Raw genomic sequence first — 13,255 nt, 5'->3', positions numbered from 1 at the left:
CGTTTTTGAGGTTCGTTGAAATCCGCCAAGGTTCATAGACAGCCGCGAAATATGGGGGTACTTTTGTGGGGTACTGAGAAAAACATACCCCTTTGAAAGTCAGGAGTACCCCCAATGGCCAAGAAACTGACGGATACCGCTGTGAGGACGGCGAAGCCCAGGGAAAAACCCTACAAGGTGGCGGATGGTGACGGGCTGTATGTGCTGGTCAACCCAGGCGGCGGCAAGCTCTGGCGCCTCAAGTACCGCTTTGAGGGGAAGGAACGTCTCTTTGCCATCGGCACCTATCCTGCCGTTTCCCTCAAGGAGGCGCGGGCCCGGGCGGTCACGGCAAAGGAAATGATCGCCCGCGGCGTGGACCCTTGCGCCGCACGCAAGGCCGCCAAGGCGGAAGCCATCGCCAGGAGCCTTACCTTTGAAGTGGTGGCGCGGGAATGGCACAAGAAGAAGCTGGCGGGCTGGACGCCCAACCATGCCCGGCAGATCATCCGGCGGCTGGAGACCCTGGCCTTTCCTGATCTTGGCAGCAGACCCATTGCCGAACTGGGGGCGCCGGACTTTCTGGCTGTGCTAAGCAAGGTGGAGCGGCAAGGCCACCTGGAGACAGCCCGCCGCCTTGCCCAGATATGCGGACAGGTGACGCGCTACGCACGCCTTGCCGGGATGATCGTCGCCGATCCGGCAAGCCACCTGACCGAAGCCCTGACCACAAAGCCGGTGCGCCACCATGCCGCCATCACCGAGCCGCAGGATATCGGCGCTCTGCTCCGGGCCATAGACGACTATCCGGGGGACGTGTCCGTCTCCTTTGCCTTGAAGATCATGCCGTATGTCTTTGTCCGCTCCAGCGAGCTGCGGCGGGCCACCTGGGCGGAAATCGACCTGGACAAGGCGGAATGGCTGATACCTGCCGAACGCATGAAGATGCGGCGGCCCCACCTTGTCCCGCTTGCCCGGCAGGTGGTGAAGATGTTCCGCGCCCTGCACGCCATCACCGGCAACAGGGAGCTTGTCTTCCCCGGTACGGCTTCCGCCACGCGCTGCATATCGGATGTTGGTCTGCTCAATGCCCTGCGCCGTCTGGGCTATGGCCGGGATGAAATGACCGTCCACGGCTTCCGCAGCATGGCTTCTACCCGGCTGAACGAGATGGGCTACCGTCCTGACGTGATCGAGGCCCAGCTTGCCCATGCCGAAAAGAACAGCGTGCGGGATGCCTACAACCGCGCCCAGTATGTGGAGGAGCGCCGCCGCATGATGCAGGAGTGGGCGGACTACCTGGACAGCCTGCGGGCCGGAGAAGGGGCATAGACAGATCATGCTCCCTGCCCTGCCGGCACCTCCCCTTAGTTTATCCGTTTTTGGTGTTCCTGGTGTTCTTCGTGTTCCCGCCTTACAGCCACAAGGGTTTGCGGGCGGAACACCTTTAAGAATGCTTCGTGTTCCTTCGTGTTCTCGTGTTCCCTGCGGCCTGCGGCAAAGGCTGAGGCCACCTCCCTTGCCGGAGGCTTGCCTCTTGACGTTATAAGCCAATGACTTACAATAGAACCATGCACACACCACCTATGACCGTCGTTGAAACGCCTTCCTTTTTGCGCAGGGCCAAGGGCCTGCTTTCTGAAACGGAACGCGCCGACCTGGTGGCCTACCTTGCCGAACATCCCGACAGCGGAAAGGTCATGGAAGGCACGGGCGGCGTTCGCAAGCTGCGGTGGGCAAGAGAAGGAGAAGGCAAGAGCGGCGGCTACAGGGTGATCTACTACTTTCATTCCGAGCGCATTCCCCTGTTTGCCCTGCTGATATACGGGAAGAACGAAAAAGCGAATCTGACGCAAGACGAGAAGAACGATATGCGCCGCCTGACGGCGCTGCTTGCGGCATATGGGAGGCAAAAGCCATGAGCACGATAGGACAAGAAATCATCACCGGTCTGACCGAAGCTGTGGGCTACATGGACGGGACGGCGGACAGGGCGCAATACGGCGTGCATGACTTCCCCCCGGCCAGTGCTCCCGAACGGGTGGACGTGAAGGCCATCCGGCAAAAGCTGGGCCTCTCCCAGACCGTATTCGCGGCGGCCTTTGGCCTGTCCCTCTATACCCTTCGCAACTGGGAACAGGGCAGGAGACAGCCCGATCCGGCAGCACGGGCTTATCTGCGTGTCATCGAAGTCGCCCCTGACGTGGTGCGGCGGGCCCTGTGCGAGGCATGACCGCACGGCCCGGAGGCGCAATCTCCGGCATATGTGGCTGGCCTGTCCTGGATGGGAAGCAGCGGGGTGCCAGGACGGCCTGCTCCTCTCCCTGCCGGAAGCCATAGCCCACTATGCTTCACCAGGTGAAGCCGTGGGCCACGAGGTGGGAGCCAATGGCTTTTCCCCGGCTAGGCATGGACTAGCTACCCATGCCGAAAAGGCGGAACCCTTGCCGCCCTGCCTGGGGGATCAAAAGAGAGTGCCCAGCAAGGTACGAATATGGACAAGACTGTAGTACTTGAACAGATCGTTGCAGTGGATGACATCCTTCATCGTTGGCACAAGAGCGCCGGATTCCTGAACGGAGTTGCCGAAAGGAATGGTATATCCTTTTTTGCTCGTATTGACAGTAGAATACGCCCCACAGACGGAAAGGAAGTTCACTTTTGTTCGCTGCTCTCCAGCATATGGTGTATCGATTTTTCTAAAGAATGGTATGATACGGAAAATGTCTTTATGCGCCCTGAGGATGTGGCGGCCTATGAAAAGGAGCATCCTGAAGTTCTCTGGGAGCCTGCCCACCCAGAGGCGGAGATCATGAAGGAATATGGGGAGAATATCCCCGCCGATATCGTGCGCCGGTGGCTGAAAATGAGTCCGATGCACTTCATTGACTTCATGAACAGCGGCCAGGGTCCTGTCTGCTCATGGGAAGAAGGATTCAGGAAACATAGCGAAGAGCTTTACCCTGATGGCCCATTTTTTACTACAAAAGACTTGCAAGATGAAAATTTTACCTTTCACGTTCTTGACTGGCTAAACTGGCAGAAAGCGATGGGCGGCAGAGGCAAGGCAGCTGGTGGAGAGGAGGGCGACACGGCAACCGCCCTGCGGGGAAAAGCCTCTCCCATTGCCGAACGGGAAGCCGTCCTAAAAGCTGAGCTGGAACAGGCCCGGCAAGAGAAGGCCGCCTTGCAAGCTGAGCTGGAGAAGACCAGAGCAGAGCTGGAACAGGCCCGGCAGGGTGAAGGCCAAGGCTTGAAGTGGTACGGCCTGATTGCCGTAATAGAGCAGTGCTGGAAGGAGGGCAAGACTCCCCAGGAGACGGCGGCCTGCTTGAAGGGTGCCGGGGCCTCTTGGGCTATGATTGGCGGCCTGATGCATCCTCAAGGAAACATTACAGACTGGCAGCAGTACGGCAAGAACCTGTTCAACGGCAGCACTAAAACCTTACCGTGGTAGACCTTACCCCACCTTCCCGGGAAAAATACCACACCTCACAGACGAAAATACCACGCCTTACCCCGCTTGCTTACCACACCGCACGGTGCGCTAACCTCCTTGCAAATGCATCAAGCTGCAAGGAGGTTTTTTCATGTCCGCTACCGTTCAAAGCTCCCCCAGACCTACCCTGCCGGAAACTGGATTCCTGCGCCTGGCCGACGTGCTGCGGTTCGTGCCTGTCTGCCGGACTGCCTGGTACGACGGTGTAAAGTCCGGGCTGTTCCCCCGGCCCGTGGCTCTGGGCAAGCGTGCCCGCGGCTATCGTGTGGAAGATGTGCGCGCCCTGATCGACCGTCTCAATGCCGGTGAGGGGGCCGCCAATGCGTAATAAAAAAGCCCCCAGCTTGGCGGCGGTGGGGGCAAATCAAAAAGGCGGCAAGGTGAGGGATCTTGCTTGTCCCCATCATGCCACACCGCCCCGCCCCTCGCAACCTGAAAGCTGCGACCGCTGCCAGTTTTTCCGCCGCGTGGCCCTGGCTTCCGGCCGTGACCGTTTGTTGTGCATGCTGTCCGGCGAAAAGCTCCGCACCGCCGCCGGGGGGTGTGACCTGTTCGCGCCCGGCAAGTGGGGAGAGGCCTGGGGCGATCCGAACCCGTCCCCCCGTCAAAGCTGGCTCTGCCGTGTCCGCACGCATGGCATCGTGCCGTCCTTCCGGGCCGCCATCATCGGCCTTGTGGGATGCCGCTCCCATTATCTGCCGGACGGGCGCGGCTGGCCTGTCCTCTGCCCCGGCTTCAAGGTGAAGGATGGCTGCCATGCTGCATAGCAACACCGCTGAACGTCTGCGCCCCTTGACGCGCGCCCGCTGTCTGGGGCAGACTGAACTTCCCCAAACAGTCAGAGGCGTAACCGACGCCTTCCGCATGCCCCACATGCAGGAAAAGAGCGGTCTTTTTTGTTTCGTCAGCATTCCCGCTACAGGTGTATCCTGTGAGCGGTGCTCCATATTGACGGGACACCTCCAGTATCCGCGAGGACTGGCGGCCTCTGACTGGCCGGGGAGGGTGTCCCGTCTTTTTTTTCGCCTTCAAAACCCCAAACAAGTCAGGTGCTTCATACATTCCATCCCCCTTTTCCGCGCCGCGTCCTGCGGTGGCCGTGCGTCCCTGTCCTTCCTTCTTCGCAAGCTGGCCCGTGCCGGTGAAACTGCCGCCCTTGTGGCCCTGCTGGGCACGTCGTTGTCCACGTCGGCCCGTGTGCGCTGGGCCATGCTCGGCCATGTCCTGACCGTGGTGGAGGTGCGCCATGCGTAGTCCCCTCCCTGCCCTGATGACCGAAGACCAGCTGTCCGCCGTCAAGGCGGCCCTGACCGCCGCCGCTGCCGGCAATCCTTGCGGCGAAGGACAGGCGGCCCGCCATGAGATGCTTCTTGATGAACTGCTGGAGGAATGGGGGGCCGCCTCCCTGCGCCAGTTGCCCGCCTCCAGCTTCCGGCATGTGCTGAACTGGTGCGCCCGGCGCTCCTTGCCGGATGCACGCGGCAAACTTGAGCGGCAGGCACAGGCCGCCCTGGATGACCTGCAAGCGGCGGCCCATGCCCTGCACGAATACCGGGAGGCCCTGCGCGGTGTGCGGGCCGTGGCCGGGGAGCTGTTGCCCCTGATCCGGGAGCGTCTTTCCCTGCCGGGCAATGCGGACGGCCTGCTGGTAGATGCTCTGACCGGTGAACTGGCCGCCCTGGACCGCGAGCTGGTGGCGACCAAAGACCGGGGAACCGGCATGGCCCTGGGCCTGCTGCGGCTGGCTCGTGGTCTGGATCAGCAGGAGGTGCGCCATGCGTAACTACTGCGCCCGCTCTTCCAGCATCCCCCGGAGCCTGCGGCACGTTTCCCCCAACAGTGCTCTTGAAGACGCTGCCCACCTTGCCAGCTTCCTGCGCAACGTCGTGGGCGACATGCTTTCTCAGGATGCCGGTAGCCTGCCCTCTGATGATAGCAATGTGGGCCTTGCCCTCTGCTTCGACCTGCTCCTGGACAAGATCGCCATTGCCGGCGGGGAGCTCTCCTTCCCCCTTGCCGGGCTGCCGCATGAGCGCGACCTGCCCCCGCTGTGGGATCCCGAGCGGGAAGGAGGCGACCATGAATAGTGACATCCTGAGCGCCTTTGAAGAGAGCCTGCGGGCTGCCGGGCTGCTGGTGGAACACGTCCAGGCGGACGGCGGGCTGCACCGCTGCGGCACCACGGACAAGCCCCGCGGCAAGGACGGGGCCTACCGTATCCACCTGGATGATCCGGCCTGCTGCTGGTGGAAGAACTGGATCACCGGTGATGAAGGATCGCGGTCTACCAGACCGGCCAAAGACCTGTCCCCTGCCGAGCGCAAGGCCCTGCGGGAACGCATCGCCGCTGCCCGGAAAGCTGCCGAAGAAGAACAGGCCACACGCTGGGCCGCGTCTGCCAAGCTGGCCCGGGCCATCTGGAAAAGAGCGGGAAGCGCATCGGATGCACACCCTTACTTGCAACGGAAAGGTGTCCCTGCTCTTGGTGGCATCCGGCAGCGGGAATGTCAGGGCATTGTAGAACTGTTGCTGCCTGTGCTGGATGCTTCCGGCACGCTGGTGAGCCTGCAAAGCATCCTGCCGGAAAAGCCCGCTGACGGGCCGGACAAGCTCTTTCTAAAGGGCGGCAAAACGGCGGGCGGCTACTTCCCCATTCCGGCAAAGGACGGAACCAAGGACGGCCCCCTGCTCATAGCGGAAGGATACGCCACCGCCGCAAGCCTGCACCTTGCCACGGGCCACGCCTGCCTTGTGGCCTTCAATGCGGGAAACCTTGAGGCCGTGGCCCGCATGGCCCGGGACAAGTATCCCGACAGGGAGATCATCCTCTGCGCTGACAATGATTGCGAGACCATGAAGGAGGGCAAGGCATGGAACCCCGGCGTGGAGGCGGCTACCAAAGCCGCACAGGCCATTGGTGCCAAGCTGGCCGTCTGCCCTGCCCTGGATGGCGCAAAGGCGGACTTCAATGACCTGCACACGGCCCGCAGCCTTGAGGCCGTGCGCAGGGTGGTAGAGAAGACCCGCCAGCAGGACGACGCCTGCCCCATGCCGGAAGGTTTCTTTATGGTGGCCGAGGGGAAGCGTGCCGGGCTGTACAAGCAGGAGCTCAAGGCGGACGGGGAAAGCAATGACATCCGCCTGGGCCCACCGCTCTTTGTACGAGGCATGACCCGCGACGCCGACGGCAACGAGTGGGGCCTGATGCTGGAGTGGAACGATCCGGACGGACGGCTCCACCGTTGGGCCATGCCTGTGGAACTGCTCAACCGGCAGGGTGGAGAGTGGTTCGGCACGCTGGCGTCTGGGGGCTGGTTCGGCGTGCCCGGCACTCGCGCCAGACTGGCTGCCTTCCTTGCCAGTGTGCGGCCTGTACGCCGCATCCGCTGCGTGCCCCGCGTGGGCTGGCATGAATCGGTCTACGTCCTGCCGGATGCCGTCTTCGGCGCCACGCAGGGGGAAAGCGTGGTGCTGCAATCCGCCTACCACACCGGCCTCTACGGCACTGCCGGCACGCTGGAAGGCTGGCAGGAGATCGCGAAGCTGTGTGCCGGGAACGTGCGTCTTTCCTTTGCCCTCTGCATCGCTTTTGCCGGGCCACTGCTGCGTCTGGCAGGGATGGAGGGCGGCGGCTTCTCCTTTGAGGGCGGCAGCTCTTCCGGCAAGACGACGGCCCTGCAGGTGGCGGCATCCGTCTGGGGCGGCCCTGCCCATGTCAAAAGCTGGCGCGTCACGGACAACGCCCTGGAAGGCGTGGCGGCGCTGCACAATGACGGTCTGCTCATCCTGGACGAAGTGGGCCAGGTCAATGCCCGCGTGCTGAGTGAGGCGGCCTATATGCTGGCCAACGGTTCCGGCAAGTCCCGCTCCGGACGCGACGGCAATTTGCGCCGCTCACACATCTGGCAACTGCTCTTCCTGTCATCCGGCGAGCTGGGCCTTGCGGACAAGCTGGCTGAAAACGGCATGAAGTCCCGGGGCGGGCAGGAAGTGCGCTTCGTGGGCCTGCCTGTGGACAAAGCCATGCTGACAGACCTTCACGGCCTCCCCTCTGCCGGGGCCGTAGTGAACCGCCTCAAGGAATTGTCAGGACAGCACTACGGCCATGCCGGACGGGCCTTCCTGCACTACCTGATCCGGGAGATGCCCACACTGATGGAACAGCTCCGCCCTACGCTGGATTCCCTGGTGGATCGCTTTTGCCCTGCCGAGGCCGACGGGCAGGTGCGGCGCGTGGCCCAGCGATTCGCCCTCTGTGCCGTGGCAGGAGAGGTGGCACGACAAGCCGCTATTCTGCCGGACTATTTCCAGGCTGTGACCTACGCCGAACAGTGCTTCACGGACTGGCTGGCCGCCCGCGGCGGGGCCGGGGCTTCGGAAGATGCGGCCATCCTTGCCGCGGTACGCCTGTTCATCGAGCAGCACGGGGCAAGCCGCTTCCAGGACATGGACAGCAACGCCACCACCTGCATAGGGCGTGTGGGCTTCCGGCAAAAGGACGCGGACGGGCGGACGGAATATCTGATCCTGCCGGAATCCTTCGGGGCCGAAGTGGCCAAAGGATATTCCGTGCGCAGGGCTGCTCGTGTGCTGGCGGATGCCGGATGGCTGCGCCGTTCCGATGACAAGTCGTCTGCCGTAAGAACGCTTCCCGAATTGGGCAAGAAGCGTGTCTATGTCGTGGTGCTCCCTGATGAATGCCTCTAGCCCTGTATGCCCATATCAAAAAAACGTGTTCTTCGTGTTCTTTGTGTTCCCGCCTTACAGCCACAAGGGTTTACGGAGAACACGAAGAAAAACGTCTTCGTGTTCCGGAACACGAAGGTGTTCCCGTCGCAGCACGAGGAACACCAGGAACACGAAGAACACAAACGTGTTTTGTTCGTGTTCCGCCCGCAAAGCCTTGTCTGCCAACGCTCGGAACACGAGGAACACGAAGAACACCACGAAACGGATAGCCAGGTGACGGCAAGGGGGAACCATGCTTGATCTTCGCCACCTTCAACAGGCTGCCACGGCGGGACATCCCCACCCCTGGCCGGTGCTGCACGAGCTGAACGAAGTCCACAAGGTGGACGCCCTGCCTGTCGAAGACGGGAGCGGTCTTGTCCTCTATCCGGCAGCGGGGCTGCTGCGCTCCGAAAAAGAGGCCGCACTGCGCTTTGCCCGGGAGAACCTGGAAGCCCTGCTGCATGATCTGGCTTTGGAGCATCTGCCCCGGCAGGTGTGGCTGGCCAATTGGAGAGAAGTAGCAAAGGAGGGCAGCGGTGCGCGTGATAGTGGATAGCCGGGAGCAGGCTCCCTTTCCCTTCCGGGGGCCGCGCTATGAAGGCGTGACGGTGGAAGTGGGCACCCTGAGCGTGGGCGACTATTCCCTTGCCGGACTGGCGGACAAGGTGGCGGTGGAACGCAAGGAGCTTTCCGATCTGGTGGCCTGTCTGGGACGGGAGCGGGAACGCTTTGAACGGGAGCTGGCCCGCAGCGCCGCCCTGGACGCTTTCTGTGTGGTGGTGGAGGCGAGCTGGGCCGATCTGGCAGGCGGGCAGTACCGCAGCAGGCTGAACCCGCATGCGGCCTGCCAGAGCGTGCTGGCCTTCGCCGGGCGGTACCGCCTGCCCTTCTTCTTTTCCGGGAGCCGGGCCGCGGCGGAGTACACGGCCTGGGGCTTCCTGCGGCAATACCTGGAAGGGGCCCGGAAACGCTGGGCCGCCATCGTGAAGGCCCATGACGCGGCCTGACATCCAAAGGAGTCTCCATATGGAAAAGGACAAGACAGCGCTTGCGGCATCGATCAAGGACGCCGCCCATGCCGGTTATGCCCAAGGCTTTCAGGAGGGCTACCAAGCAGCCTGCATGGTGGTTGAAATGGTGGCCGAAGCATGGCGGAAAGAGCCCTATGCTTATGACCTGGATGGCGCTGTGAAGGCGCTGGAGATGAGCCGGGAAAAGGCCGTTGGGATGATGGGCACCCCCAACTTTGAAGTCGTGCCCGTACATGTCCCACCTATGCCGGACACGGTGAACTAGACAGCCGGGACGAAGCCCAGAGCATCCGGCAAGCGTGGAGGCGACCCGGGCCTGAGGTCAACGACAAGTCAACGGTGTTGACCTCAAAAAAGAAGGGGGCAAGATGCACGGCAAGGCGGTACGAAGCAAGACGGAAGCAAGAAGCATTGATGATCTGTGGGCCGGTATCCGGTGTGCGGCACAGGACGAAAGCGAGGCCCCGCTGCCTCCACCTCGTACCTTGCCGGGCCAGACATGAGGCGCCAGGATCAGGGCCGGGACGCCATGCAAAAGGAAAGACCTGTACGGCAATGGCCGGTGCCGCCTGCATGGCGGATTGTCCACAGGGCCGAGGACAGAGGAAGGCAAGCGGCGTTCCGCAGCTAATGGGCGGCGGCCAAAACGGAAGCGTAGGACGGAGAAAAAGCCAAGCCCATGAGAGGGTGAGAAAAGTTGTGGTCAACGGCCAGAGAACAGCCTGTGCGGCGGGGAGCAAACGCAACGCCTGCCGGAAGAGAAAACCTTGCTGGGGGCTGTGATCCGGGAAGGTGCAACGCAAACGCAAGACCTGGATGCAAGGGGGAAGGGTGTTCACAATATGGACGCCGTGGGGCGGTCGTGAGAAGCGATAACGGCCCAGATGCATGTGCGTCCGGCTTTTTGTTTTTCTTGGCTCTTGGGGGCCATTGCGGGCCATGATGGACAGGGCGGGGCATTCCGGGATCAGTCGGGATATTTCAGGACAGGCAGGGGACATGACGGACAGCCAGGCTAGGGGGAGAGGATACCCTATGCATACGGTATCCGTACCCATCTATGCCCTTCAATCGTGCTACGGCACTGTTACACTTTCCGGCAAAATGGGATTCAAAAACAAGGCTTCCACAATTTCTTACTAAAATACTATGTATAATAATTTCAATGAGTTATGTGAAAATTTCCCCCTTGCCGGTCTCTTCTTTTGGGCTGCTGCTTCCTATCATATGCCGGGCAGGAAAGGTAGCCATCGGAGTGCTTCCCCTCTGCCAGCCGACGCCGGTACGTTGACGCCCTCAAATTTGGGGGGGAGACCTGCAATGGATTCCGGCCAGCCAGGTAATCCGGCACGTTGGTTGCTGGCTGCGGTGATGGTGCAGGGTGCGACCTCAAAAAAGCCCTTTCTCCTTGCCGGGAATCCCCCTAGATGGTATGCATGGCCCATGCCACAAGCAGGGCAAAAATGGGCAGCAAAATTTTTTGGGGGTACATTTGGGGGTACGAGCTATTTTACTGAACGACACAAACAAGCGTTTTCAGTATGTTATGATTCAAGCTAGTATCCCTCCCCCTCCGCCAAACCAGAGTCCACCAAAGTTCGTAGAAGTCCGCAAAGCCTTGAGCTGAGCGGGCTTTTGCCGTTTTCAAGGAGACGCTTATGGACCACAAGACCCTTGTGGACGCTATCGTCAGCGCGGAATGGGACATGTTCAGCAAGGTGCGGAACGTGGGCGGCACGGCCTCCTGCCAGATGGATCCCAAGACCTTCCGCATCATGCGTTCCAGCCAGATGGACAACTGGGACGACGAGCTGCTGGGCAGCTATCTGGAAGACCTGCTCTCCGCCCGGCTGGAAGGGCGGAACCTGGTCACGGAAAAGTATGCCCGCATGATGGAATCCACCTTCCCCGAAGAATACGCCCGCCTGGCCGACAGCCTGCCGCCGCTGGACCCCGCGGCCGTGGCGCAGGTGGAAGAGATCGTGGCCGCGCATGTGGCCTGGAAGGAAGCCCTCGATGCGCGTTATCCGTCCCTGGCCGACCGGGGCCGCCCCCTGCGCAGCCGTGACGACCGGCCCGGCCAGGTCTCCATGGAGAGCTATCTGCGCGCGGAACTGCGCAGCTATTCGCCCAGGACCATCGCCCTCTACCATCAGGCCACCCGGGAGCGCCTGCGCCGGGGCGAGAGCGAAGCCGAGCAGAACCTGCTGCATCAGGTGCGGCAGTACGGCTTTGAGGATATCGAGAGCGCGGAAAAGCATTTCAGCGCCCGCCGCGCGGCGCAGGGGCAGGGCGGCGGCCCGCAGTGAGCAAGACCACGGACCGGAAGCGGCCCGCGTGTGGCAGCCGTCCCGGGAACATGCAAAGCCCCGGACCCTCGGCGGCATGGATCGCGACCGGTGCAAAGCCCGGGCCGCGCGCCCCGGCGCAGGGCAATGCCGCCCGGCAGGCGCACGGATGTGAGTCCGCCCTGGCCGTCCCGCATGGCGGCGCAGCGGACACGGCGTCCCTGTTCCCGCCTGCCCGGAAGGGACCGCCGGACGCACAGCCGCAGAGGCCCCGGGGCACTGTCCCGCAGCCGCCAGTATGCCTCCCGTACCGGTCCCGCGTGCGGCAGGCCCGTCCGGCGGCCGGAAGCGGCCGCATGCGACGCGCAACACCTCCATACATAAGACCACCCGCATGGCGGGTGGTCTTTCGTTGCGCGCCTGCCGGGCGCGCAACAGGCTCAAGCCCATAAAACGAAAAGGGATGCTCCCGAAGAAGCATCCCTTTTCCTCTCTTTTCGGGGAAAAAACGGATGGCGGCTAAGCGTTGGCGGCCTTGAGCATTTCTTCCACCATGGCAAGGCTGTCGGCGCTCCGGGCATCCATGCCGCACAGGGCGCGCACAGCCAGCAGCAGCAAGGAAACAGGCATGCGCATCTCGCCCTTGCCGTTGTCGATGGTGCAGACATCGTCCTGCACCCTGAGACGGTAGGCGTGGCGGCTGCGTTCTTCCGCCCCGGTGCGCATGATGTAATAGATCTGGTCCCTGTCCTCCGTCACATACAGCTTCTGGCGGCAGAGCATGCCGTGCTCTTCATCATACCAGGAACACTCGGAAAAAAGACGCCCGCGAAAACGCATGTCCTCGCCGTTGTCGTGCCTGAGGCTGATATCTTCCAGCGGACCCTGCATGGCATCCTCCCCTTCGAGCTGCAGCGCGACGGCAGCCACAGCAAAACAGGGCCGACGCGACACCATTCCAACCTAGCATCACGCTGAAAGATTTGTCAATCCTGTTCCCGCACAGGACGACTAGCGGCGCGGATCCGGCAGTTCCAGTCCCAGGAAGCGGGCATAACAGCGCGCCACGGCGGATTCGGGATCCATGAGCCCCAGACTGGCCCCCGAAGGCGCGGGCAGGGGCTCCGGCGCAGGCGCGGCGGCCCGCGCCGCCACCGGACCGGGCGCGTCCAGATCCTGATGGTCCAGCATCAGGGAGACCTTCACGGCCGTGAAGAAGTCTTCCCGCAGGAAAGCATTGACCCGGCGCACGATCTCCGGCCCCATATAATAGAGTTCCTGCAGCAGCAGGGCATCCTCGGCGCCGATGAGCAGCCTGTCGCCGTGATGGCCCAGTGGACGGGCCAGCGGCGCCAGATCCGGCCCCAGCACGGCGGCCCACTCGCGCCACAGGCGGTTCAGTTTGGCCTGCTCCGGCGCAGCGCCCAGCGAGATGAAGACCCTTTCCAGGATCGTTCCCGTGCGGGCCGGGCCATGCCAGTCGCCGAAACGGGCCTCATGACCGGGTTCCGTGCTGCGACGCCGCGTCTTCCAGGCACGCGGCCGGGGACCCTGCCCGCTTTCCCGCGCAGCGCCCGCCGCGCTCCCGTCCTGTCCGCGCCGGCTCCGGCCGTCCTTCTCCCGCCCCTTGCCGCACGGCCCCGCAGCGCTCTCCAGCGGCGGCGGCAGGACCACCATCGAGGCCTGCCCGGCGTCCCGCTCCCCGGCCTCCAGTCCGGCCTCGAAGC

16 protein-coding genes are annotated in these 13,255 nt (G+C 62.8%); 14 read left to right on the top strand and 2 right to left on the bottom strand.

Annotation, left to right across the window (positions count from 1 at the left end):
- Nucleotides 1-114: 114 nt before the first annotated feature.
- The 14 genes from Q1X76_RS04490 to Q1X76_RS04430 all read left to right on the top strand — a co-directional run bounded on the left by Q1X76_RS04490 (nucleotide 115) and on the right by Q1X76_RS04430 (nucleotide 11,549).
- On the top strand, nucleotides 115-1,311 hold the full coding sequence (locus Q1X76_RS04490) for an integrase arm-type DNA-binding domain-containing protein (RefSeq protein ID WP_300718332.1): 1,197 nt from the start codon (nucleotides 115-117) through the stop codon (nucleotides 1,309-1,311).
- Nucleotides 1,312-1,565: 254 nt separating this feature from the next.
- Nucleotides 1,566-1,901, top strand: coding sequence for a type II toxin-antitoxin system RelE/ParE family toxin (locus Q1X76_RS04485; RefSeq protein ID WP_300718331.1), 336 nt, complete (start codon nucleotides 1,566-1,568; stop codon nucleotides 1,899-1,901).
- Nucleotides 1,898-2,212: a helix-turn-helix domain-containing protein gene (locus Q1X76_RS04480; protein ID WP_300718330.1), complete on the top strand. Its 315-nt coding sequence runs from the start codon at nucleotides 1,898-1,900 to the stop codon at nucleotides 2,210-2,212. Before Q1X76_RS04485 ends, Q1X76_RS04480 begins: the two co-directional genes overlap by 4 nt.
- Before the next feature lie 261 nt (nucleotides 2,213-2,473).
- Entirely contained in the window at nucleotides 2,474-3,436 is a 963-nt protein-coding gene (locus tag Q1X76_RS04475; protein ID WP_300718329.1) for a hypothetical protein, read from the top strand.
- A gap of 133 nt (nucleotides 3,437-3,569) precedes the next feature.
- Nucleotides 3,570-3,806, top strand: coding sequence for an AlpA family phage regulatory protein (locus tag Q1X76_RS04470; protein ID WP_300718328.1), 237 nt, complete (start codon nucleotides 3,570-3,572; stop codon nucleotides 3,804-3,806).
- A 428-nt stretch (nucleotides 3,807-4,234) separates the two neighbouring features.
- The gene (locus Q1X76_RS04465) at nucleotides 4,235-4,732 is read left to right on the top strand and encodes a hypothetical protein (protein WP_300718327.1); all 498 of its coding nucleotides are present in this window, start codon (nucleotides 4,235-4,237) and stop codon (nucleotides 4,730-4,732) included.
- On the top strand, nucleotides 4,725-5,261 hold the full coding sequence (locus Q1X76_RS04460; protein ID WP_300718326.1) for a hypothetical protein: 537 nt from the start codon (nucleotides 4,725-4,727) through the stop codon (nucleotides 5,259-5,261). Before Q1X76_RS04465 ends, Q1X76_RS04460 begins: the two co-directional genes overlap by 8 nt.
- Nucleotides 5,254-5,565, top strand: a complete 312-nt coding sequence (locus Q1X76_RS04455) for a hypothetical protein (RefSeq protein ID WP_300718325.1) — start codon at nucleotides 5,254-5,256, stop codon at nucleotides 5,563-5,565. The genes Q1X76_RS04460 and Q1X76_RS04455 overlap by 8 nt, the downstream gene beginning before the upstream one ends.
- Complete coding sequence (locus tag Q1X76_RS04450) at nucleotides 5,558-8,185, top strand: DUF927 domain-containing protein (protein WP_300718324.1); 2,628 nt, start codon at nucleotides 5,558-5,560, stop codon at nucleotides 8,183-8,185. The genes Q1X76_RS04455 and Q1X76_RS04450 overlap by 8 nt, the downstream gene beginning before the upstream one ends.
- 274 nt (nucleotides 8,186-8,459) lie before the next feature.
- Nucleotides 8,460-8,765, top strand: coding sequence for a hypothetical protein (locus tag Q1X76_RS04445; protein WP_300718323.1), 306 nt, complete (start codon nucleotides 8,460-8,462; stop codon nucleotides 8,763-8,765).
- On the top strand, nucleotides 8,752-9,216 hold the full coding sequence (locus tag Q1X76_RS04440; RefSeq protein ID WP_300718322.1) for an ERCC4 domain-containing protein: 465 nt from the start codon (nucleotides 8,752-8,754) through the stop codon (nucleotides 9,214-9,216). Before Q1X76_RS04445 ends, Q1X76_RS04440 begins: the two co-directional genes overlap by 14 nt.
- Nucleotides 9,217-9,235: 19 nt before the next feature.
- Complete coding sequence (locus tag Q1X76_RS04435; protein ID WP_300718321.1) at nucleotides 9,236-9,505, top strand: hypothetical protein; 270 nt, start codon at nucleotides 9,236-9,238, stop codon at nucleotides 9,503-9,505.
- A 247-nt stretch (nucleotides 9,506-9,752) separates the two neighbouring features.
- Nucleotides 9,753-9,923 carry an HGGxSTG domain-containing protein gene (locus Q1X76_RS10090; protein ID WP_366140981.1) on the top strand — a complete coding sequence of 57 codons (171 nt, stop codon included), beginning with the start codon at nucleotides 9,753-9,755 and terminating at the stop codon, nucleotides 9,921-9,923.
- A gap of 975 nt (nucleotides 9,924-10,898) precedes the next feature.
- The gene (locus Q1X76_RS04430) at nucleotides 10,899-11,549 is read left to right on the top strand and encodes a DUF4125 family protein (protein WP_300718320.1); all 651 of its coding nucleotides are present in this window, start codon (nucleotides 10,899-10,901) and stop codon (nucleotides 11,547-11,549) included.
- 498 nt (nucleotides 11,550-12,047) lie between these two features.
- Here the strand turns inward: Q1X76_RS04430 and Q1X76_RS04425 are convergent, their stop codons facing one another.
- The gene (locus Q1X76_RS04425; RefSeq protein ID WP_300718319.1) at nucleotides 12,048-12,419 is read right to left on the bottom strand and encodes a hypothetical protein; all 372 of its coding nucleotides are present in this window, start codon (nucleotides 12,417-12,419) and stop codon (nucleotides 12,048-12,050) included.
- Between the two features lie 120 nt (nucleotides 12,420-12,539).
- Nucleotides 12,540-13,255, bottom strand: a 716-nt coding sequence (locus Q1X76_RS04420) for a DUF721 domain-containing protein (RefSeq protein ID WP_300718318.1), incomplete at its 5' end; no start/stop codon positions are given.

The organism is uncultured Desulfovibrio sp., assembly GCF_949282365.1.
In the GTDB taxonomy this organism is placed as follows: Bacteria; Desulfobacterota; Desulfovibrionia; order Desulfovibrionales; family Desulfovibrionaceae; genus Desulfovibrio.
This window is presented reverse-complemented; position numbering and strand designations above follow the sequence as displayed.

What these genes read in the sequence shown, in the direction of transcription:
- Q1X76_RS04490 (WP_300718332.1), top strand. Translation starts at nt 115, where the DNA reads ATGGCCAAGAAACTGACGGATACCGCTGTGAGGACGGCGAAGCCCAGG.
- Q1X76_RS04485 (WP_300718331.1), top strand. Translation starts at nt 1,566, where the DNA reads ATGACCGTCGTTGAAACGCCTTCCTTTTTGCGCAGGGCCAAGGGCCTG.
- Q1X76_RS04480 (WP_300718330.1), top strand. Translation starts at nt 1,898, where the DNA reads ATGAGCACGATAGGACAAGAAATCATCACCGGTCTGACCGAAGCTGTG.
- Q1X76_RS04475 (WP_300718329.1), top strand. Translation starts at nt 2,474, where the DNA reads ATGGACAAGACTGTAGTACTTGAACAGATCGTTGCAGTGGATGACATC.
- Q1X76_RS04470 (WP_300718328.1), top strand. Translation starts at nt 3,570, where the DNA reads ATGTCCGCTACCGTTCAAAGCTCCCCCAGACCTACCCTGCCGGAAACT.
- Q1X76_RS04465 (WP_300718327.1), top strand. Translation starts at nt 4,235, where the DNA reads ATGCTGCATAGCAACACCGCTGAACGTCTGCGCCCCTTGACGCGCGCC.
- Q1X76_RS04460 (WP_300718326.1), top strand. Translation starts at nt 4,725, where the DNA reads ATGCGTAGTCCCCTCCCTGCCCTGATGACCGAAGACCAGCTGTCCGCC.
- Q1X76_RS04455 (WP_300718325.1), top strand. Translation starts at nt 5,254, where the DNA reads ATGCGTAACTACTGCGCCCGCTCTTCCAGCATCCCCCGGAGCCTGCGG.
- Q1X76_RS04450 (WP_300718324.1), top strand. Translation starts at nt 5,558, where the DNA reads ATGAATAGTGACATCCTGAGCGCCTTTGAAGAGAGCCTGCGGGCTGCC.
- Q1X76_RS04445 (WP_300718323.1), top strand. Translation starts at nt 8,460, where the DNA reads ATGCTTGATCTTCGCCACCTTCAACAGGCTGCCACGGCGGGACATCCC.
- Q1X76_RS04435 (WP_300718321.1), top strand. Translation starts at nt 9,236, where the DNA reads ATGGAAAAGGACAAGACAGCGCTTGCGGCATCGATCAAGGACGCCGCC.
- Q1X76_RS04430 (WP_300718320.1), top strand. Translation starts at nt 10,899, where the DNA reads ATGGACCACAAGACCCTTGTGGACGCTATCGTCAGCGCGGAATGGGAC.
- Q1X76_RS04425 (WP_300718319.1), bottom strand. Translation starts at nt 12,419, where the DNA reads ATGCAGGGTCCGCTGGAAGATATCAGCCTCAGGCACGACAACGGCGAG.